General features: G+C 70.1%; 19 protein-coding genes. 9 read left to right on the top strand and 10 right to left on the bottom strand.

The genetic code is table 11. The annotated features are described in order from the left end of the window. Window positions 1-13: 13 nt before the first annotated feature. Genes AB0L53_RS24095 through AB0L53_RS24080 form a run of 4 tightly spaced genes read right to left on the bottom strand, consistent with a single transcriptional unit; the run spans window position 14 to window position 4,347 of the window. Window positions 14-841, bottom strand: a complete 828-nt coding sequence (locus tag AB0L53_RS24095) for a carbohydrate ABC transporter permease (RefSeq protein WP_357941824.1) — start codon at window positions 839-841, stop codon at window positions 14-16. Then, window positions 838-1,716 (bottom strand): sugar ABC transporter permease, encoded by an 879-nt coding sequence (locus AB0L53_RS24090; RefSeq protein ID WP_363997675.1) that lies wholly within the window; start codon window positions 1,714-1,716, stop codon window positions 838-840. Before AB0L53_RS24090 ends, AB0L53_RS24095 begins: the two co-directional genes overlap by 4 nt. Window positions 1,717-1,718: 2 nt before the next feature. After that, a complete protein-coding gene (locus AB0L53_RS24085; protein ID WP_363997673.1) occupies window positions 1,719-3,089 on the bottom strand; it encodes an extracellular solute-binding protein in 1,371 nt (456 codons plus the stop codon). Window positions 3,090-3,093: 4 nt separating this feature from the next. Next, a complete protein-coding gene (locus AB0L53_RS24080; RefSeq protein ID WP_363997670.1) occupies window positions 3,094-4,347 on the bottom strand; it encodes a PfkB family carbohydrate kinase in 1,254 nt (417 codons plus the stop codon). 131 nt (window positions 4,348-4,478) lie between these two features. Here AB0L53_RS24080 and AB0L53_RS24075 point away from each other — a divergent pair, with 131 nt between their 5' ends. Both AB0L53_RS24075 and AB0L53_RS24070 read left to right on the top strand, forming a co-directional pair. Next, the gene (locus tag AB0L53_RS24075; protein ID WP_363997667.1) at window positions 4,479-5,237 is read left to right on the top strand and encodes a DeoR/GlpR family DNA-binding transcription regulator; all 759 of its coding nucleotides are present in this window, start codon (window positions 4,479-4,481) and stop codon (window positions 5,235-5,237) included. Between the two features lie 40 nt (window positions 5,238-5,277). Next, entirely contained in the window at window positions 5,278-6,618 is a 1,341-nt protein-coding gene (locus AB0L53_RS24070) for a 6-phospho-beta-glucosidase (RefSeq protein ID WP_363997664.1), read from the top strand. 60 nt (window positions 6,619-6,678) lie between these two features. Here the strand turns inward: AB0L53_RS24070 and AB0L53_RS24065 are convergent, their stop codons facing one another. From AB0L53_RS24065 to AB0L53_RS24050, 4 genes are all read right to left on the bottom strand, one after another. Then, complete coding sequence (locus tag AB0L53_RS24065) at window positions 6,679-7,620, bottom strand: hypothetical protein (RefSeq protein WP_363997661.1); 942 nt, start codon at window positions 7,618-7,620, stop codon at window positions 6,679-6,681. 78 nt (window positions 7,621-7,698) lie between these two features. After that, entirely contained in the window at window positions 7,699-8,193 is a 495-nt protein-coding gene (locus tag AB0L53_RS24060; protein WP_363997658.1) for an anthrone oxygenase family protein, read from the bottom strand. Between the two features lie 107 nt (window positions 8,194-8,300). Beyond that, entirely contained in the window at window positions 8,301-9,416 is a 1,116-nt protein-coding gene (locus AB0L53_RS24055; protein ID WP_363997655.1) for a hypothetical protein, read from the bottom strand. Next, a complete protein-coding gene (locus tag AB0L53_RS24050; RefSeq protein WP_363997652.1) occupies window positions 9,413-9,814 on the bottom strand; it encodes a GntR family transcriptional regulator in 402 nt (133 codons plus the stop codon). The genes AB0L53_RS24055 and AB0L53_RS24050 overlap by 4 nt, the downstream gene beginning before the upstream one ends. Window positions 9,815-9,881: 67 nt before the next feature. On the opposite strand from AB0L53_RS24050, the gene AB0L53_RS24045 reads away from it, so the two are divergent. The 7 genes from AB0L53_RS24045 to AB0L53_RS24015 all read left to right on the top strand — a co-directional run bounded on the left by AB0L53_RS24045 (window position 9,882) and on the right by AB0L53_RS24015 (window position 17,335). Next, window positions 9,882-10,238: a hypothetical protein gene (locus AB0L53_RS24045; protein ID WP_363997649.1), complete on the top strand. Its 357-nt coding sequence runs from the start codon at window positions 9,882-9,884 to the stop codon at window positions 10,236-10,238. Then, window positions 10,235-11,122 (top strand): ATP-binding cassette domain-containing protein, encoded by an 888-nt coding sequence (locus AB0L53_RS24040; protein WP_363997646.1) that lies wholly within the window; start codon window positions 10,235-10,237, stop codon window positions 11,120-11,122. The genes AB0L53_RS24045 and AB0L53_RS24040 overlap by 4 nt, the downstream gene beginning before the upstream one ends. Window positions 11,123-11,211: 89 nt before the next feature. Next, entirely contained in the window at window positions 11,212-12,006 is a 795-nt protein-coding gene (locus tag AB0L53_RS24035) for an ABC transporter permease (protein ID WP_363997643.1), read from the top strand. Window positions 12,007-12,061: 55 nt separating this feature from the next. Then, window positions 12,062-14,221, top strand: a complete 2,160-nt coding sequence (locus AB0L53_RS24030) for a gluconate 2-dehydrogenase subunit 3 family protein (RefSeq protein WP_363997640.1) — start codon at window positions 12,062-12,064, stop codon at window positions 14,219-14,221. Window positions 14,222-14,284: 63 nt separating this feature from the next. Further along, window positions 14,285-15,532 carry a hypothetical protein gene (locus AB0L53_RS24025; protein WP_363997637.1) on the top strand — a complete coding sequence of 416 codons (1,248 nt, stop codon included), beginning with the start codon at window positions 14,285-14,287 and terminating at the stop codon, window positions 15,530-15,532. 108 nt (window positions 15,533-15,640) lie between these two features. Beyond that, entirely contained in the window at window positions 15,641-16,078 is a 438-nt protein-coding gene (locus AB0L53_RS24020) for a peptidase inhibitor family I36 protein (protein ID WP_363997635.1), read from the top strand. A 117-nt stretch (window positions 16,079-16,195) separates the two neighbouring features. Beyond that, a complete protein-coding gene (locus tag AB0L53_RS24015; protein ID WP_363997632.1) occupies window positions 16,196-17,335 on the top strand; it encodes a hypothetical protein in 1,140 nt (379 codons plus the stop codon). On the opposite strand, the gene AB0L53_RS24010 is transcribed toward AB0L53_RS24015, so the two are convergent. After that, the gene (locus tag AB0L53_RS24010; RefSeq protein ID WP_358425858.1) at window positions 17,332-17,748 is read right to left on the bottom strand and encodes a MerR family transcriptional regulator; all 417 of its coding nucleotides are present in this window, start codon (window positions 17,746-17,748) and stop codon (window positions 17,332-17,334) included. The two genes, AB0L53_RS24015 and AB0L53_RS24010, sit on opposite strands and share 4 nt — an antisense overlap. Before the next feature lie 9 nt (window positions 17,749-17,757). Next, window positions 17,758-18,522: an SDR family oxidoreductase gene (locus AB0L53_RS24005; protein ID WP_363997629.1), complete on the bottom strand. Its 765-nt coding sequence runs from the start codon at window positions 18,520-18,522 to the stop codon at window positions 17,758-17,760. Between the last annotated feature and the right edge of the window lie 219 nt (window positions 18,523-18,741).

The following is an 18,741-nucleotide window of genomic DNA, read 5'->3' as shown; positions in this document are numbered from 1 at the left end:
AACCTCCGGGGGGTTATTCGCGGACCGCCCCCTGGAGCAGTCCGCGGACGAAGTGACGCTGGAGGAACAGGTAGAAGATCACGACCGGGGTCGCGACGATGACCGATCCGGCGGCGAGGAGGGTGAAGCCGGAGGTGTACTGGCCCTGGAAGAAGGCCAGCCCCAGGGGCGCGGTCCGCAGCGACTCGCTGGTCACCATGATCAACGGGATGAGGAACTCGTTCCACGTCCACATGAAGACCAGGACGGTCAGCGTGACGACGGCGGGCCGGGCCGGGGGCACCAGCACCTGCCACAGGATGCGCCAGGTCGAGGCGCCGTCGATGCGGGCCGCCTCGACGATCGCTCGGCTGCTGGCACGGAAGTAGGCCCGCATCCAGAACGTGCCGAACGCCACCGACAGCGCTACCTGCGGCAGCGCCACCGACCAGAAGGTGTCGATGAGGCCGAGCGAACGCAGGTCGAAGTAGAGCGGCACCGCGATGGCCTCGCTCGGCATCATGATCCCGAGCATGAACAGGTAGAACAGCACCGACTGGCCGCGAAAGCGCATGGTGCCGAAGGCGTACCCGCTCATGATGGACAGCACGACGCTGACGACCACGACGAACGCCGACACCATCAGGCTGGTACGCAGGTAGGTGCCGAACCGCCCGATCTCCCACGCCGCCGAGAAGTTGCCCACGTGCAGCCCCGCCACGCTGAGCCCCTGCCCGGTGGCGTCGGCGCTGTCGTCGGGGCCGAGCGCGGCGAACAGGATCGACAGGATGGGGAAGAGCGCGAACGCGGCGAACGCCGACAGAATGACGTAGTTGGCCAGCCGCTCCCCGCGCGAGATCACGAGGCCCCCCTGTCCGCGAAGCGGTTGATCATGAACGAGATCGCGAAGATGACGACCGTCAGGGTGACCCCGATCGCCGCCGCCGAGCCGATCTGGCTGAGCCCGAAGGCGCGGTGGTAGACCTCGTACGACGGCACCGACGTCGAGTTGCCGGGACCGCCGCGCGTGGTGATGTAGACCAGGTCGAAGGTCCGCAGCGCGGCGATCACGGTCAGCGTCAGCGCGACCGCGATCTCCCCGCGTACCGAGGGCAGCGTGACCGCGAAGAACTCCTTGACCGCCCCGGCCCCGTCGAGCCGCGCCGCCTCGTACAGCTCCGAAGGGATGCGGCTCATCCCGGCCAGCAGCAGCACGGTCACCAGGCCGGTCTCGAACCACGTGCCGACCACGCCGACCGCCGGCAGCGCGAAGGTGTAGTCGCCGAGCCAGCCCCTGGTGAGTGAGTCGAGCCCGAGCGCGCCGAGCAGGCCGTTGAGTGTGCCGTCCGGGGCGTACACGCGCCGCCAGGCGACGGCCACCACGACCATGGCGACCACCTGCGGCAGGAACACCACCGTCCGGAAGAACCCGAGCCCGCGCACCTTGGCGTGGTTGAGTATCGCGGCCAGCATCAGCCCGATGGCCAGCGGCGCCAGGGCGTAGAACCCGACGAGGACCAGGGCGTGGACGAAGGCGTCGCGCAGCCCTTCGTCCGCGACGATCGCCGCGTAGTTGGACAGCCCCGCCCACGTGCCGACCGACAGCCCGTCCCAGTTGTACAGGGACAGCTGCACCGCCCGGCCGATCGGATAAAGGAGGAACGCCGCGTAGATGACGAATGCCGGAAGTATGTAGAAGTAGGCGACGCGCCTGGGCTCCCCGGGAGGTCGGGCCACGCTCACCCGTTGCTCTCCGCGAAGGTCTTGTAGTCCTTCTCCAGCGTGGCCAGGAACTCCTGCGGCGTCGCCTTCTTGGCCAGCAGGTCCTGCAGCGCCGCGCCCAGCGTGTCGGCGAAGGTCGGCGTCGCGTAGTCGAGGTAGGGCACCAGGCCGTCGTTCTTGGTCGCGGTGCCGAACGCCTTGAAGACGTCCTGCTGCGCGCCGGCCGGCACGGTCTGCTGGTCCGTGTCGGCGACCGGCAGGTTGCCGGTGGTGGTGAGCACCTTCATGGCGTCGGCGTTGGTGATGAAGTCGATGTACGCGGCAGCCGCGTCGGGGTTGGGACTCTTGGCGGTGATGGCGAACGGCAGGCCCGTGCCGCCGGTCGCGACGGGCGGCGCGTCGGGCGTGGCGCCGGGCGGCAGGATGAAGCCGAGGTTCTTGCCCAGGACCTTCTCCATGTCGGCCATCAGCCAGGTGCCGCCGATCAGGAAGACGCCCGTCCCCTTGCTGAACGCCTGCCACGCCGGGTCGTAGCCCTGGCCGTTGAAGCCCTTGTTGAAGTAGCCCTTATCCACCCAGTCGACGAGCTGCTGGGCGGCCTTGGTGTTCTCGGGGGTGTTCCAGGAGGCGCCCTTGCGGCCGAAGGCCAGCGTGCTGATCTGGGCGGCCGGAACGTTACGGCCCTGCACGGTGCCGAACACGTGGATGGCCGGCCACTTGTCGAGGTTGCCCAGCTGCATGGGCACCTCGCCGGCGCCCTTGGCCTTGGCCAGCGCGGCCTGGAACTCGTCCCAGGTCTTGGGCGGCTGCAGGCCCAGGCTGGTCAGCTTGGCGGCGTTGTAGAAGATGCCGACGACCTCGCCGACCTGCGGCAGGCCGTACAGGTTGCCCTCACCGAACACCTTGCCGTCGGCGCTGTAGCTCGAATAGCGCAGGACGGAGTCCGGATAGCGCTTCTTCCAGCCGTACGCCTCGGCGTAGGCGTTCAGCGGACGGAGCTGGCCGGCCTTCACGAACGCGCCCATCGAGGACCGGCCGTTGTTGGCCTCCACCACGTCCGGCGGTTCGTTGCCGCTCAGCGCCAGGCGCAGGGTGGTGTTGAGGTCGTCGAAGGAGCGGGAGACCCGCTTGAGCTTGATGTTGGGGTATTTCGCCTCGAACGCGGCGTTGAGCTGCTTCATCTGGGCCGCCTGCCCCCCGCGTACCTCCTGGTCCCAGATGGTGAGCGTCACGTTCCCGAGGGCCGCGGCGTCGGTGCGCACCGCGCTGGGCGGTGCCGACGAGGCCGCCGGTGGTGGAGCCGAGGAGCCGGGCGCGCACGCGCTCGCGGCGAGAGCCACGGCGGTGGCGGCGAGTACGGCACGCGTGCGAGGCGTCGGGGGGATCATGGCGTTACTCCTTTTGCGCAGGCACGCGGGACGTGCTCGGACCCTCGGGCTCGTCGGGTGGACCGTCGGCCGTGGCGCCCTCAGGCCCGCCGGACGCCTCGGCGGCGGTCCTGGCCGGTGGCTTACCCGGCGTCCGCGGCGCCATTCCCACGTCGGCCTGCCGGGCGATGGTGGCGGCCGCCCGGCGCACGGCGCCCACCGGGTCGGTGGGCACCAGCTTGTCGAGGAAGCCGTAGCGGCGGGCCAGCGAGTCGCCATAGGCGCCGCTGTGGCCGGCCGCCGCCCGTACCTCATGCCACCAGTCGGCGATGTCCCCCCAGCCGGGCGCGGCCAGCGAGCCGCCGAACTGCTGTACGGCCAGCGCCGCGCAGACCCCGGCGAACGCCAGCCGATCGGCCAGCGGCCAGCGGCACAGGGTGCCGAGCACGAGGCCCGCGCCGAAGACGTCTCCCGCGCCTGTCGGGTCCAGCGCGGTCACCCGCGGAGCCGGGACGAACGCCTCCTCGCCCGTCAGGGAGTCGATGGCCATGGCGCCGTTCGCCCCGTCGGTGACCACGGCGAGGGGGACCCGGTCGGCGATCGCGTACAGGGCGTCACGCGGGCTGTCGGTGTGGGTGTAGGCCATGGCCTCGACCGCGTTGGGCATGAACGCGTGACAGACCGAGAGCTGCTCCAGCAGGGCGGCCGGCCAGGCGCCGGACGGATCCCAGCCCACGTCGGCGAAGATGAGGGCGCCGTCGAGCTGCGCCTTCTCGGCCCAGTTGCACTTGCCGGGCATGCCGAGCGGCTCCTCGGCCGACAGCGTCACGATCGCCGCCCTGGAGCGGGGCGGGGCGCCGATCATTTCCGAGGCGGCCAGCGGAGCGGAGTGGCCGTGGGTGACCATGCTGCGGTCGCGGTCGACGGCCATGGAGACCGTCACCGGCGAGTGCCAGTTCTCGAAGCGCCGGGACCTGGACAGGTCGACCGACTCCTGCTCCGCGAGCGTACGCCAGCAGAAGTCGGCGTAGTCGTCGTCCCCGAACGCGGCGGCCAGCGAGGTGCGCAGGCCCAGCCGGCTGGTCGCGATGGCCAGGTTGGCGATGCCGCCCGGACACGAGCCCATGCCGTCGGCCCAGATCTCCGTGCCGGCCGCGGGCATCGCGGGCAGCCCGGTGAACACGATGTCGAGGAAGACCGTGCCCGCTAAGAAGACGTCGAACTGTGGCCCCTCCGGGGTTCGCTGATCGGCTAGAGGGTCATACGCCTGGGCAGACACAGAACAAGTCCTCCTCGGCAGAGCGAGATGTGCGCAATCTTGCATGTTTGCTCGCGCACTTCAAGTGTTTGCCGCGAGCTTTTGGTCAAAGATGCTCGCTCATGCGCGAATATGACTGATACGATTCCCGCGTGCTTCAGCGCCTCAGGCATGCCGAGATCATGCGCCGGGTCCGCCTCTCAGGCGCCACGAGCGTGAGCGATCTGGCCAGCCAGCTCGGCGTGAGCCCGTCGACCATCCGCCGCGACCTTGAGGTGCTCGACCGCGACGGCACGCTGAGGCGCGTGCGCGGCGGCGCTCTCGCCGAGGTCGACGCCGACGCCGACCGGCCCTTCGCCGAGGTGGCGGTGGTCGACGAGCAGGACAAGGAGGCGGTGGCCGGCCGCGCCGCGCAGCTCGTCCGCGACGGCGACGTGGTCCTGCTCGACATCGGGACGACGACCATGCGGCTGGCCCGCCGGCTGCGTGGCCGCCGCGTCACCGTGGTCACCTCCAGCCTCGCCGTCCTCGACGTCCTCCGCGCCGACCCGGCGGTCGAGCTGCTGCTGCTCGGCGGCATGGTCCGCCGGCCGTACCACTCGCTGGTCGGCGTGCTGACCGAGGAGGCGCTGCGCCAGGTGTGCGCCGACCGGGTGTTCCTGGGCGTGAGCGGCGTACGGCCGGACGGCCAACTCGTCGACACCACGCTCGCCGAGGTGCCGCTGAAGCGCGCCATGATCGCGGCGGCGGGGCAGGTGGTGTTACTCGTGGACCGGCACAAGTTCCCCGGCACGGGCGCGCTGCGGGTGTGCGGTCCGGAGGACATCGACGTGCTGGTCACGAACTCGGGCGCCGACGAGACGACGCTGCGCAAGTGCGCGGCCGCGGGTGCCGAAGTGCAGGTCGTGTGACAGCGGTCGCGATTCGAGCGGTGGCGATGAAGGGGTTTCGATGAGACTGACCGTTCTCGGTGGCGGCGGCTTCCGGGTCCCGCTGGTCTACGGCGCGCTGTTGCGCGACACTGCGAAGCCGCGCGTGGAGCAGGTGATGCTGTACGACGTGTCGGCGGATCGGCTGGCGGCCATCCGGCACGTGCTCCAGCAGCTCGCCGCCGGGCACGACGACCCGCCCGAGGTGCTGACCACCACGGACCTGGACACCGCGCTGCGCGATTCCACCTTCGTCTTCTCGGCGATGCGCGTCGGCGGGCTGGCGGGCCGAACCGCGGATGAGCGGGTGGCGCTGGAGCTGGGCCTGCTCGGTCAGGAGACGACCGGGCCCGGTGGCATCGCCTACGGCCTGCGCACGATTCCGGTCGCCGTACGGGTGGCCGAACGGGTGGCCGCCCTCGCGCCCCAGGCGTGGGTGATCAACTTCACCAACCCGGCGGGCATGATCACCGAGGCCATGCGGAGCGTGCTCGGCGACCGCGTGATCGGCATCTGCGACTCGCCCATCGGGCTGGTCCGCCGGGCCGCCGCCGCCCTCGGGCTCGACCCGTCCCGCGTGTCGCCCGACTACGTGGGGCTGAACCACCTCGGCTGGCTGCGCGGGCTCACCTACCAGGGCCGTGACGTGCTGCCAGAGCTGCTCGCCGACGACGCGGCGCTGGGGCGGGTCGAGGAGGCCCGGATCTTCGGCGGCGACTGGGTGCGGACCTTGGGTGCGCTGCCCAACGAGTATCTGTACTACTACTACTTCACCCGCGAGTCCGTCGCGGCCATGTCCGGGCAGACCCGTGGCGAGTCTCTGCTCGGGCAGCAGGATCGGTTCTACGAGGCCGTACGCGCACGTCCTGAGCAGGCCCTCGCCGAGTGGGGCAGGACACGCAAGGAGCGCGACGAGTCGTACATGGCGGATACGCGGGAGATCACCGACGCCGGTGAGCGCGACGCCGTCGACCTGGAAGCGGGCGGCTACGAAGGCATCGCGCTCGCCCTGGTGGGCGCCATCGCGCGTGGCGAGCCCTCCACCATGATCCTCAACGTCCGCAACGGCGGGGCGGTGGCCGGTCTGCCCGAGGAGGCGGTCGTCGAGATCCCCTGCGCGGTCGACGGCTCCGGAGTCCGGCCCCTGGCCACTCGCCCGCTGCCCGGCCGCTTCCTCGGACTCGTACAGCAGGTGAAGGCGGTCGAGCAGACGACCATCGAGGCCGCCCTGTCGGGCTCGTCCAGTCTGGCCGTCGAGGCGTTCTCCCTGCACCCCCTGGTCGACTCGGTCGGTACGGCGCGCAAGCTGCTCGACGGCTACCGGGCCCGCATCCCGGAGCTGGCCGCAGTCCTTCCCACGTAGCACTCGCCCGTACACGTAGCACTCGCCCGCCCCTTCTCCAGACACTCGCCCCTTCTTCGGTCAGTCGTGGCGCTCTTCGGGCGCGTTTCCGAGCGCGCGGAGCGTGGGCAGGAGCGCGGTCAGGACGCGGGCGTAGGCGGCGAGCAGATGGGGCAGCTCATCCGCCTGCTTCCACAGGGAGTCGACGAGGTCGCTCTCTTCTGGCGATTGCGCACCGTCCCATTCATCGGACAGCTCCCAGGCGCGTTCCTTGGCCGCGACGGCGATCTCCACGGCCCCGGAGGCGAAGCGGACGTTGTCCACCATGGGCGGAGCGACACCGGCCGCGGTCAGGGCCTGGACGAGGTCGTCGGTCTCCGGCAGGAGCGGCATCCGGTGCTTGCGCCACATCTCGCCCCACAGGCGCTGCCGTCGCCCCTCCGGAGTCCCGTCCTCGACGAGCATCGGATGTCCCTCGGGGTCACGCTGGAGGATCAGTCCGAGCTCCGCCGCGAACGCCTTGCCGCCGACCGGGATGCCCTCCGGCGTCCAGCACTGATCCATGCTGCCGGCGAGCTCGGCCAGTCGGCGGTCGTCTTCGGGTATGGGGGGCAGGCAGGCGAGTTCGGCCGGGCACATGCACGAGCTCGGATCGCCGGCCGCCGCGCGTCCGCGGGTCAGCGGAACGCCGGTGAGCAGCGCCATCACCGCGCAGACCGCGAGGTCGACCCACCAGGCGATGAACTTCTGGGCGGCCTCCTCGTGCTCGTCGACCATGCTCTCGGCGAGGAGCACCCGTTGGACGATGAGCGACACCAGCGGTTCGAGCCTCGTCCCGCCGACCACCCGGCCGGATGAGGAGTCTTGCTGGCGCACCCGTTCGGCGAGGCTGTAGGAGTCGCGGTAGTGCTTTTCCGCGGTGGCGTGGTCGGTCACGGCATGCTCGGCGATCTCGGCCACGCCCTCGAGAAGCCGATCGATCGACTCGTCGGTCAACGGCTGCCGGGCGGGGGAGGAGTACACGGTGGGGGCCTCCTGGCAACTGGCTGTTGCCGGAAGATTACTCTCGGGCACCGCCGCTCAGGGCGGATTCCGCTTTGATCAGCTCGACTTGCCGTGCACGACGAGCGCCCAGGCCAGCAGGCCGAAGGCGGTCGTGGAGCCGAGGACGCGGACGAGGTTCCAGCCCACCCACCGGGCCTCGTCGAAGCGCGCGCGGACCGCGGCGAGGTCGGCGATGGAGTCAGGGTCGCCGGCCGCCTTGAGCGCGTCGTTGAGCGGCACGTTGATCGCGATCGTGATGACGAACGTGACGATGTAGAGAACGAGCGCGACCGCGACCCACGGCAGCTCGGGCCGCCCGATGTGGGTGGCCGTGGCGAGGATGGTGAAGGTCAGGGCGCCCACGAAGCCGCCGCCCATGAACCACGGGTTGATGATGGCCCGGTCCATGGCCTGGAACGCGCCGATGAAGGTGCGGTCGTCGGTCTTGGCCAGGCCGGGCATGACGGTGTGCGCGTAAAGGCCGAAGACACCGGCCACCAGCCCCATCGTCATCGTGGCGGCCATCAGCGAGACAACCCGCAACACGTCCATGGTGCTACTCCTGGAGAGACGGGGGTTCGTGGCTCGTTGAGGATAACAAGCGGCCTCTGTCGTGACCCTTTCGCGCGGCTGTCGTGGTTCCGCACGACGCGCCCACCCTACGATCGTCTGGGCAGGTCGATGACGCCGAAGGCGGCCAGCAGTCCGGCGACGGCCAGAACGGTGACGAGCGCCCACACAACGGGGTGTCCGAGGTTGAGCGTCCAGGTTTGGCTGAGCCGGGCGTGGAGCACCACGGCGGGGTCGCGGCGATTGACGTAGACCGTGCCGGCCAGGAACCAGTGCTTGTCGTCGTCGCGTTGTGCGACTCCTGAGTCCTCATCGTCTTCTCCCGGCAGGGCGGGCAAGCGGTGTCCGGCCTGGCCGGCGCGTATTTCCCAGATGAGTGAGCCGATGAGGGGGCCGGCGAGGGCGAGGTAGGCGGCCGCGCCCCAGACGATGGTGGGCGCGGCGATCTGCCAGAGCTGTAGAGCGGCGATCAGCAGGGTGAGGTTCACGCAGGCGGCGCCGAGCAGTGACAGGCGGGCTGTGCCGCGCAGGTAGAGGCGGTATCTGCGGGCCGACCCTGCCGGGCGGGCGGCGTCGAGGTCGGGGCGGGCACGGAGCAGTAGCAGCGTCATGGCGGAGAACAGCAGGATGATCGCGACCTGGAGGATCACCGGCTCGAACGCGCTCAGCGGAGTGAGCGGTTCGGGCCGGGTGGGGTCGATGCCGACGCCGCGGAAGCTCGGCAGGGTCGCGGGCAGCGCGTCGTACCGCCACCAGCCCAGGCCCGCGGTCACCAGGGTGATCGCCACAGCGGGGAGAGTCCAGAGGCGTGGCAGGCGTACCGGGTCGGTGCGGAAGGTGGTGTCGACGGTGACACCGTGGCGCTGCTCCCGCTGCCAGCCGCCGGTCAGCTTGGCGGCGCGTACCTTGCGGTGGGATCGGTAGTACAGCAGCAGGTCCGTCATGGCGAGGGCCGTCGTGACGGTGGCGATGACGGCCTCGCGGCTCGCGCCGGCGAGGAACAGGACGGACAGGGCCGCGGCGCCCGCGGCGAGTGTCAGCCTGGCGTAGACGCGCCGCTGGGCGATCACGGCTGGGTCGGCGGTGCGCGGGTGGGGTACGCGCACGCCGAACGGCAGGGTCGGCTTGGCGAGCGCGGGCATGGCCAGCGCCAGGCAGGTCACCAGGACGATGGCGGCCGGGCCGGCGGCAGCGGTCAATGTCATGGGGTTGTCCTTTCTCGCGCGGTGAAGCCCGACAGTATTGCCGCGCATCTGCGTACGGTCTCGTCGCGGTCGATGCCGTGCACGGTGGCTTCGGCGAGCAGCACCCGCATGCGGTTCTCCCAGTCAGGGCTGAATCCCGGCTCCGGCGGCCCTGACGCGGGGTCGCGCCGGATGACCGCGCCGCTCTTGCGGTTGACGCGGATGACGCCCTGCGCCCGGAGCAGGTCGTAGGCCTTGTTCACGGTGTGGAAGTTGATCCCGAAGTCGGCGGCGAGCTGACGCGTGGAGGGCAGGGGGTCGCCTTCCACGGCCTCGCCGCAGGCGATCGCCTCCACGATCCGGTCCCTGATCTGCTGATAGATCGGGACCTCGCTGTCGAGATCCAAGGTCAGGTTCACATCTGCAGCCTATCTGATGTACAACTTATAGAACAGATAGAACTCGACGGCAGTGACGGAGGTCGACGTGATTCACGTGGAAGTCGGGCAGGGGACGCTCAGCGTGTGGCATGCGCCGTGGACGCGGCTGTTCGTGCGGCGCGCGCGGACGCGGGTCCCGCTGGAGGCGATCCAAGACGTCCAGCTCGTGACGGACCCGCTGGCCGCGGCCAGGGGAACGCACTCGGGCCTGCTCGTCACCGGATTCGCCAAAGTCGGCACATGGAGGGAGTTGGGCGGGGTGAAACGGCTGGTCTGCGCCCGGCGTGACCTCCCGGGACTGCGGATCACGCTGGGCAGGCGGATCGAGGGCGTCGACGAGTTGATCCTCAGCGTCCCGGCCGCCGAACAGCTCCGGCAGCGGATCCTGGGCGTCCCGGCATGATCGAGGCGCACGGTCTGAGCAAGACCTTCGGCCCGGTGGCCGCGGTCAGCGAGCTCAGCTTCGAGGTGCCGGCGGGCGCGGTGACCGCCTTCCTCGGCCCGAACGGCGCGGGCAAGACCACCACCATGCGGATGGTGCTCGGCCTGGTCACACCCACCTCGGGCCGCGCCACCATCGGCGGTCTGCGCTACGCGGACCTGCCCCGTCCCTCCTCGGTCGTCGGCGCCGCACTGGACACCTGCGGTTTCCACCCCGGCCATACCGCACATGACCACCTGCGGGTGTACGCCCGCATGGGCGGCCACGGCCACTCCCGGGTGCGTGAGGTCATGGACCTGACCGGGGTGTCGCCGTTCGCCGGGCGCAGGACGCGCGCTCTGTCCACCGGGATGCGCCAGCGTCTGCGCCTGGCGACCGCGTTGCTCGGCGACCCGCACGTGTTGCTGTTGGACGAACCGAGTAACGGCCTGGACCCCGAGGGGATCGCCTGGCTGCGCCGTTTCCTGCACGATCTGGCCGCGGAAGGCCGCGCGATCCTGGTCTCCAGCCATGTTCTCAGTGAGGTGGATCAGATGGCCGAGCGTGTCGTGGTCATCCGCGACGGCCGGCTGGTCACCGCGGGCGCGCTGGCCGACCTGTACGGCGAGCCCGCCGTGCTGGTCCGCTCGCCGCAGGCCGTACTTCTGCGTACCGCGTTGCTCGCCGGCCATGGGGACGCGGTCCAGGTGCGGACCCCACGGCCTGACACGCTGCGGATCCTTGGCCTGACCGCCGTCCAGATCGCCGCGGACGCGGCGGCGCACGGCATCGCGCTGCACGAGATCACCCCCGAAAGGCCCACGCTCGAACAGAGCTTCCTCCACCTCACCGGAGGCACTCGATGACGCGTGACCGGAACACCCGACGCGACATGACCGGAGGCGCTCATGACGCGTGACCGGAACACCCGACGCGACATGACCGGAGGCGCTCGATGACCGGGCTGGTATTCGCGGAATGGCGTCGGCTGGCCGCCGGCCGGCTCTGGCTGTGGGGGCTGCTCGCCGCGATCGGCAGTGGCGGTGTCATCGGCCTGCTCGCCCTGGTCGGCCCGGAGAACTTCGACCCTCCGCTGCCCGGCCTGGAGACGGCGACGGGCACGCGGATGGTGCTCGGGCTGCTCGGCTTCTTCGCGTTCGTGCCCGCCCTGCTCGGCACGACGGCGGTGGCCGCCGAATACCGCCACCAGACGATCACCACCACCATGCTGTTCGCGCCGAGGCGGTGGACCGTCCTGGTCGCCAAACTGGTGGCGTACACGGCCGCGGGGCTCGCCTACGGGCTGGCCAACGCCGTCGTGGCCGGATCCATGCTCTTCGCGGCCGCCGCGGTGAAGGGCATCGCGCTCGGCCTGCCCACGGCCGTGGTGCTGGGGTTGCTGTCCAGGATCGCGGTGACGATGACCGTGTACACGCTGCTGGGCGTGGCGGTCGGGGCGCTGCTGCGCAACCAGGTGGCCGCGCTGGCGGTTCTCGGCGGGTACTTCTACGCCCTCGAGACCGCGCTGCTGGTCATTCCCGGCATCAACCAGCTGTATCCCTACCTGCCCGGCGGGGCCACGGCGGCGCTGACCGGGTTCACCTACATGGCCGACGCCGTGGCCAGTCAGACCGGAACGACCACCGCAACCTTGCTGTCCGCGCCGCTGGGCGCCGCCGTACTCCTGAGCTACGCCCTGCTCGCCGCACTGGCGGCCATCGCGGCACCGCTCCGAAAGGACATCACCTGACGGGGTCCGGGTTGACGCGCTTGCCAAATAAGTTAATCCGAAATAACATAATTTCATGATCAATGAGGATCGCCCCACGGACGAACGGCGGGGGCCATCGCGCCGCAACCTGCTGACCGGCGCCGGGGGACTGGCCGCCGGTGGCGCCATCGGCGTCGGAATCACACTGGCGACGGGCGAGGAGCCCCGGATACGAGAGGTGCCGGTCACTCCGATTCCTCCGCTGCGGGCGTTCACAGACGCCGAGGCGGCCACCGTGACGGCCATGGCGGAACGCGTCTTTCCCGCCGACGAACAGGGGCCCGGCGCGCGTGAGGCCGGTGTGACCCACTACATCGACGGCCGGCTGGCCGGTGGTTGGGGCAACGGCGACCGGCTGTACCTGTGGGGGCCCTTCCACGAGCCGGATCACGGCGGACACGGCTACCAGCTCCCGCTCACGCCGCGTGAGGTGTACAAACGGGCGCTGCCGCGGATCGACACATACTGCCGCGCGAACTTCAAGGGCAAGGCGTTCACCGAACTGCTCGCCGAGCAGCAGGACAAGGTGCTGGCCGCGATGGAGAAGGGCGAGGTCGATCTCGGGCTGGCGAGCGGAGAGCACGGGTTCACCTCCGCGGCGTTCTTCGCCATGTTCCTGAAGAACGTCACCGAGGGTCTGTTCTGCGACCCCGTGCACGGCGGCAACCGCAACATCCTTCCCCCGCAACTGGAGTCCTACGCCGGGTCCCTGTTCCGCAAGGCGGCGGCCGAGCTGGGATACCAGCCCTTCCCCGGGCCCGCGGGTGCGCTGTCCCGGCCGTACACCAACCCGGCGGGCATCTCCCGCCCGTCCTGTACCTACTGCGGCTTCACCGGGCACTTCGGCTGCGAGATCGGCGCCAAGAGCGATCCGACCGTGACCGTCATCCCCGAAGCGCGGAAGACCGGCCGGCTGGAGCTGCGCACGAACGCCACCGTGATCGAGATCCTGCACGACGGCAAGCGAGCCACGGGCGTGCGCTACCACGACGCGACCGGGACCGTGCGCGAGCAGCCCGCCGACATCGTCCTGCTCACCGCGTTCACGCTGAACAACTGCCGGCTGCTGCTGTCCAAGATGGGCACGCCCTACGATCCCGCCACCGGCAAGGGGGTCATCGGCAAGAACTACTGCTACCAGTCCGACGGGGCCGGCGCTCTGGCCCACTTCAAGAACAAGGACTTCAAGCCGTACATGACCGCCTGCGGGAACGCGGTCGCCATCGACGACCTCAACGGCGACAACTTCGACCACGCTGGTCTGGGCTTCATCGGTGGCGGCCTGGTGAAGGTCGGCAGCAACCCGGCGCTCCCCATCACCGGGGTCCTCGCGCCGCCCGGCACGCCGACGTGGGGCCATGAGTGGAAGCGGGCGATCAGCACGGGACGGTCGGCGCGCTCGCCTACCGCGCGGCGGAGGGCATCCGTGAGTATCGCAAGAACCCCGGCCCGCTCGTGTAGCCGGTCAGGAGCGGATCTCGGATCCAGGTGGCTGATTGGTAACGTCGCGTCCATGGCTGAGCAGGGGAAGACGCGTCGCGGAGGGCGTCCGCCGGGACGGACGCCGCGCAGGGAGATGCTCATCGACGCGGCGCTGGACCTGTTTCACAAATTCGGCTACCGGAACACCTCCACGACCGACGTGGGGGCGGCGGCGGGGATCAGCGGCCCGGCGGTGTACCGGCATTTCGCCAACAAGGAGGACCTGCTGACCGCCGTCCTCGACGTCTCCTTCCAGCAGATGGAGCACGACTCCGCCGAAGCCGCCGCTCTGCCTCCAGACTCCGCCCTGGAATATCTGCTCAAGAGCTACGCGGCATTGTGCGTCCTGCGTCCAGGCTTGTCCATGATCTGGCTGGAGGAGCGCCGCAACGTGTCCGACGATGTTCGCGAGCGCGTCGGCGGGGGGCATCAGGATTACATCTGGATGTGGACGGACACGGTCGTGCGGGTGCGCCCCGAGCTCTCCCGCGCCGAGGCTCACGTCCTCGCCCAGCTCGCCATCGGCCTGATGACCTCGGTCACCTTCCTCCACCTCGACCCGCGTCTTCCCGACCAGGTCGTCGCGGACGGCCTTCAACGGCTCCTCATCGGCGCCGGACGCCGGACGATCCTCGACACGCCGGTCGCCGACCTGGCCGCCACGGTGAGCCTCGCGCGCCGCGAAAGGCCGCCCGGCGTCTCCATGACGTGACGGCGGCGGCCTCGTGGTGACCGTGCGGATCCCCGGAGCCGACCCCGCGATACCCTCGAGATCGTGACGATGTTCGGCATCCGTCCAGAGCAGGGCGTACGACTCACCAATATCTTCGCCACACCCTGGCACGTGACGGACGGCGCGGAGGTGGCGTCGGCGGGCGAGCGGCCACGGCTCGGGCGGCCGGAAACCTACTTCACCGGCTCGGCGACCCCTCAGGTCCTGCACAAGCTGGCTCTCGAGCATCACAAGATCGAATTCGAGAGCTGGGACCGGCCGCTCGCGAGTGCCCGGTTGTGGCTGTTCGCGGTGCCGTCCACGCAGATCGTGGCCGTGCTGAGCCTGGACGTCGACGACGAGCTGGCCGACACGGTGGATCTGCTGGAGGACTGCTTCTACGCCGACCTGAAGATCGACGGCCGCTCGCTGGAGGAGGTGGCCGCGGAGTTGGCGGGCGGCACCGGCGGGTTCTTCCCCGAACGCCACCAGCTCGCCTTCAGCTCCCAGCTCCCGCCCGAGACGTCCGACGACCTGGTCAAGCGGGTGATCTACCGTGGCGATCTCCCGGAGCGCGAAGAGTTCAGCACGATCACGTACCCGAGCGAGCTGAACAGGCGCCCGGAGACGACCGCCGCCGTGGGCCCGTACGTCAGCGTGCTCTGCGGTCAGCCGAAGTACGTGGAGGACGGCATCTTCCTCTCCGCCGTGCAGGGCGTGGCGAGCGCGGCGCGGCTGCGCGAGATCCGGTCGGTGGCCTACCAGGCGGTCGAGGCGTTCCGGGGCCGCGACCGGGGCTGGCAGGACACGCGGGAGCGGCGCCGGAGCCTGGAGTCACTGACCGACCAGCTCGGCGACCTGGAGCTGGACCTCAGCTACAGCGTCGAGGCGACGGCGGACCTTGGGATGATGGTGCCGTCGTTGCGGGTGGCGGGCTACCACGACGCCCTGTACGCGACGATGGGGCTGGTGGGCAAGGCGGAGAACGTGGCGCGCATGCTCGAACGGCTCGCCCGGGCGATCAGAGCCGAGCTGACCTCGATCGAGAGCCTGGAGCGGCGGGCGGACGAGGACCGGCGGCTGCGGTGGACGGTGGCGGTCGGGTTCGTGTCGACGGTGGCGATACCGGTGACCTTGGTGCTCACCTTCTTCGGGGTGAACGCCCGTGAGGTGGATGTGCGGGTGTCGATGTTCGCCGGGCGGTATTGGGGGATCTACGGCTTGACGGTGGCCGTGGTGGGGGTTGGAGTGGGGCTGCTGGTCGGCCTCTATCTGCGGCAACGCCACGAAATGCGCCGAGACCGCCGCTGAACTGCGGTTGGGGTCTTCCGCGGCACCCCCGAGGTTTGGGGATGACGTCGTGCCCGCTGCTCGGGTGACTGTGGAGGCAGACAGGGTGGATCACTGCCAGTTCGGCGGATGACCCCCGGGACTGCATTGGAGAGCAAGATGCGCAGATCCACGATGTCGGTGCTCCTGCCCGTCGTCACCATGCTCGGCGGGCTCTGCATCGCTTCGTCCGCTTCGGCGGTCTCCTCGCCTCACCCACAATCCCAGCGGGTACACGCCGGCCCAGTTGCCGCAGAATCAAAGCCGCGTACCGCCGCAGCATGCCCGCAGTCCAGGCTGTGCTTCTACGACGACACCGACTTCAACGGAGCCTTGGACGTTAATCGGTCAGTTCCCCTTCACCTTTGCCTCGGTAGCTCATTCGCCGCCAGATCGGTGATCAACAACACAGTGTTCGCACACAACATTTGGCGAGAAAGCGGATGCGAGGGGGAAAGCATCCACGTCGGTCCAGGTGAAAGGGTTACCGACATCGGATTCGACGCTCACTACACGTCGAGAGCCTGAACGCGAGCTCCAGCGGCGCCCACCTCTGCCGAATGGCATACTCGCAGCCCCGGAACAGGGCAAAGATCGGCCGAATGGCACATGGGCCGGATCGACCCCGGCCAGCAGGCTGGTCGCATGGCAACGACAACCCCACGATCCCTGATCTCGCGCTGGCCCGCGTGGTCGGCCTACGCGGCGGCCCTGTGGTCTCTGGGCTATGGCCTGCTCGGCATGGCCTGGGCACGTGGCGCGCCCGGCTTCCCCTGGGGAGCTTCCGCCCCCGATCTGGACGGAGCGCTGTCCATCCTCGCCGGCGCCACCCCGCGTCCCGGCGGCTGGTGGATCGCCGCGTTCGGCGTGCTCGGCGCGATCCTCGCACTGACGCTGACCCGTACCGGCCAAGGCGGGCGGGGCCTGGTCTCCCTCATACCCCTGCTCCTGGCCTGGCCCTCGGCGGCCGTACTGATCGTCGTGATCCCCGACTCTCGCCTCATGATGGGCGTGGCCTACAGCCCGTTGCTGGCCGTCGCGCCGCTCTTCGACCTGAACGTGGGCGGCACCACCCTGGCCGATGCCTGGCCGTGGCCGGTGGTCAACCAGCTCGTGTGCGTGCTGGGCGGACTGCTGCTGGCCGCCGCGGCGCTCGCCTATCAGCGGCGTCGCCGTGAGGCCTGCCGTACGTGCGGGCGTACCGGCCAGGACGGCTGGACCGCGCCCGAGGCGGCGGCGCGGTGGGGGCGCCGGGCCGTCTATATCGCCGCCACGGTGCCGCTGGTCTATTGCGCGACCCGGTGGTGCTGGGCGCTCGGTGTCCCGCTGGGGGTGAGCAAGGAGTTCCTCGTTGAAGGCGCACGCGATGCTCCCGGCATCTGGCTGGCCGGTGCCTACCTCGCCACCTTCGGGGCGGGCGGCGGTGTGCTCACGCTCGGGCTGACGCAGCGCTGGGGCGAGGTCTTCCCCCGCTGGATCCTCGGCTTGAGGGGCAAGCGGGTGCCGCCGCTGCTCGCCATCATCCCGGCGACGCTGGTCGCGATCATCATCACGGTGGCCGGTATGACGTACATCCGCGGGGCGATCGCGGGCCGGTTCTCCATGGCGGAGTGGGGCGCCTGGCTGCCGGAGACGTTCTGGCCGGTCTGGGGAGGGGCGCTGGCCGCCGCAGCCTTGGCCTACCACCTGCGCCGCCGAGGCCAGTGCCGCCACTGCGGCCAAGGCGCCGGTGATCGGGCCGACCGCCCGTCACCTCAGCTGGCGCGGGAAAGCCCACTCCGCTAATCGTGAGCGGGGCGGGTGTAAGCGGGGTGGCGAGCGATGGTGCCGGGTTCGGGTTGCCGTGGCGTCGCGTTGCCGGTCAGAGCCTGCACGAGCCGATCTCGTACGGCGCTCAGCTCGGCGATCCGCTCCTCCAGGGCCGCGACCTTTCTGCTCACCGCTTCCACACTGGGCGGGCAGGCCGGTCCCAGCGAGACCTCGCCGTCGTCCAGGCAGGGCAGGAAGCCGCGTACGTCCTGGGCGGTGAAGCCGTTCGACAGCAGGAGCTGAATGTTGCGGACCCTGGCCACCGCGCCGCCGTCATAGTGCCGGTACCCGTTGACGGCCCGTTCCGGCTCAAGCAGGCCCTGCTGCTCGTAATAGCGCAGGGCCCGGACGGTGACGCCGCTCGCTCGCGCCAGCTCCCCGATCAGCACTGCCGCAGTTTATGCCTTTTGCCCTGCTGCCACAGAGAGGCCGCCGTCGACGCGAACCACTGTGCCGGTGAGGTACCCGGCCTCGGGCCGCGTCACGTTCACGATCCACCAGGCGATCTCGCCGGGCTGGGCGATGCGACCGAGCGGAATACGTCCGACGAGTCCTTCGCCCGCGGCGGCGATCTGCTCCTGAGTGAATCCGGCGTGCGCCATCACGGGTGTGGCGGTGATGCCGGGCGCCACGGACACGACGCGCACGCCCTTGGGCGCGAGCTCGACCGCCCAGGTGGCCGTCAGGAAGTCGAGCGCCACCTTGGTCGATCCGTAGACGGAGTTGTCCGGCCAGCCGTACGAGGGTGGGTTGGAGGACACATTCACGATCGTCCCCTTCGCGGCGGCCAGGTGCGGCAGGGCGGCCTGGGCCAGGAAGAGGGGAGCGAGGAGATTGGTGGCGATCTGCTCTTCGGCGGTACGGCGATCGATCGTCCCGAGCGCGGCGGGCCGGGTGATGGCGGCATTGTTGACCAGGACATCGATCCCGCCCAGCAGCTCCACCGCCGCTTCGACTATGCGCTCGGGCCCATCGGCTGCCGCCCCGTCGGCGGCGTAGGTCCTGATCGAGGGGTACGCGGCAGCGGTCTCCTCCAGACGCGCGGCGGTACGACCGACGACGAGCACCCGCGCGCCCTCGGCGGCGAATTGGTGAGCCGTGGCACGGCCGATCCCCGTGCCGCCTCCGGTGATGACCACGCCCTTGCCTGCCATGCCGTCCATGAGTGTCCTCTCTGTCCACAGGTGAGTGACCGCGACGCTAAAGGCTGACCTGGGGGTCAAGGTCAAAATGGCGGCTCGTCCCCGGGTTACGACGCGGCGGTCGGGAAAATCTAGTACGACGCGGCGCCTGGGAAAGGCCCCCAGACGGAACGCTGCGGCGGATGCGCGTCTGGGGGCCTTCTCCTCCCTGGGGGGTCAAGGGAGGTCTGCACCCCACGG

The organism is Nonomuraea sp. NPDC052129 (assembly GCF_040680095.1).
Lineage (GTDB): Bacteria > Actinomycetota > Actinomycetes > Streptosporangiales > Streptosporangiaceae > Nonomuraea.
This window is presented reverse-complemented; position numbering and strand designations above follow the sequence as displayed.

What these genes read in the sequence shown, in the direction of transcription:
- AB0L53_RS24085 (WP_363997673.1), bottom strand. Translation starts at nt 3,089, where the DNA reads ATGATCCCCCCGACGCCTCGCACGCGTGCCGTACTCGCCGCCACCGCC.
- AB0L53_RS24070 (WP_363997664.1), top strand. Translation starts at nt 5,278, where the DNA reads ATGAGACTGACCGTTCTCGGTGGCGGCGGCTTCCGGGTCCCGCTGGTC.
- AB0L53_RS24060 (WP_363997658.1), bottom strand. Translation starts at nt 8,193, where the DNA reads ATGGACGTGTTGCGGGTTGTCTCGCTGATGGCCGCCACGATGACGATG.
- AB0L53_RS24055 (WP_363997655.1), bottom strand. Translation starts at nt 9,416, where the DNA reads ATGACATTGACCGCTGCCGCCGGCCCGGCCGCCATCGTCCTGGTGACC.
- AB0L53_RS24040 (WP_363997646.1), top strand. Translation starts at nt 10,235, where the DNA reads ATGATCGAGGCGCACGGTCTGAGCAAGACCTTCGGCCCGGTGGCCGCG.
- AB0L53_RS24035 (WP_363997643.1), top strand. Translation starts at nt 11,212, where the DNA reads ATGACCGGGCTGGTATTCGCGGAATGGCGTCGGCTGGCCGCCGGCCGG.
- AB0L53_RS24030 (WP_363997640.1), top strand. Translation starts at nt 12,062, where the DNA reads ATGATCAATGAGGATCGCCCCACGGACGAACGGCGGGGGCCATCGCGC.
- AB0L53_RS24020 (WP_363997635.1), top strand. Translation starts at nt 15,641, where the DNA reads ATGACCCCCGGGACTGCATTGGAGAGCAAGATGCGCAGATCCACGATG.
- AB0L53_RS24015 (WP_363997632.1), top strand. Translation starts at nt 16,196, where the DNA reads ATGGCAACGACAACCCCACGATCCCTGATCTCGCGCTGGCCCGCGTGG.
- AB0L53_RS24005 (WP_363997629.1), bottom strand. Translation starts at nt 18,522, where the DNA reads ATGGACGGCATGGCAGGCAAGGGCGTGGTCATCACCGGAGGCGGCACG.